This is a genomic window from Bradyrhizobium hipponense, assembly GCF_008123965.1.
GTDB classification, from domain to species: domain Bacteria; phylum Pseudomonadota; class Alphaproteobacteria; order Rhizobiales; family Xanthobacteraceae; genus Bradyrhizobium; species Bradyrhizobium hipponense.
Window position 1 is genome coordinate 1 of record NZ_VSTH01000289.1, and the last position, 737, is coordinate 737.

1 protein-coding gene is annotated in these 737 nt (G+C 60.8%); it reads left to right on the plus strand.

Going from position 1 to position 737, the window contains the following annotated elements:
• Positions 1–149: 149 nt before the first annotated feature.
• Positions 150–737: ISAzo13 family transposase (locus FXV83_RS41985; RefSeq protein WP_210250810.1), on the plus strand; the 588-nt coding region annotated here is incomplete at its 3' end.

The window sequence follows — 737 nt, forward strand, 5'->3', positions numbered from 1 at the left end:
TAAGGGCCCGTCCATAAACAACTGCGTCATAATTGCCAGAGATCGCGAGGATTTTTTGCGCGGGATTCCCAATGATGAGTCGCGCGACGTAGCGTCGTGGGATGATTCGAGCCGCTCAGGCGCGCGCCGCGCGGAAGCGCTATCGGGAGATGGCCCCTGTTCTGAATGAACAGAGCCTCCGGCGCTTTGTCGCCCTGGAGGCGAAAGCGCTGGGACACGGCGGGGTCAGCTTGATGTCCGGCATCAGCGGATTGGCGCGGTCGACGATTTATCACGGACTTTCTGACATTCGCGACAACGTGGCGGTTCCGGCTGGACGTGTCCGTAAGGCGGGCGGCGGGCACAAGAAGAAGTCGTCCCGGGATCCAACCCTCGCGGCCGATCTCAAGCGCCTGGTCGAACCGGTGACGCGGGGCGATCCGATGCAGCCATTGTTGTGGACGACCCGCAGCCTGCGTAACCTCGTGACCGAGCTGGCGAAGGAGGGTCATAAGGTTTGCCCAACGGTTGTCAGCGAGCTTCTGCGCGGCATGGGCTACAGCCTGCAAGCGAACAGCAAGACACGAGAATGCGGCCAGCACATCGATCGCGACGCGCAGTTTCAATACATCAACACGCAGGCCACGACGTTCCTGGCGGCGAACGAACCGGTCATATCGGTCGACACGAAGAAGAAGGAATTGGTAGGCAATTTCAAGAACAACGGCCGGGAATGGTGTCGCCAAGGCAGGCCTGAG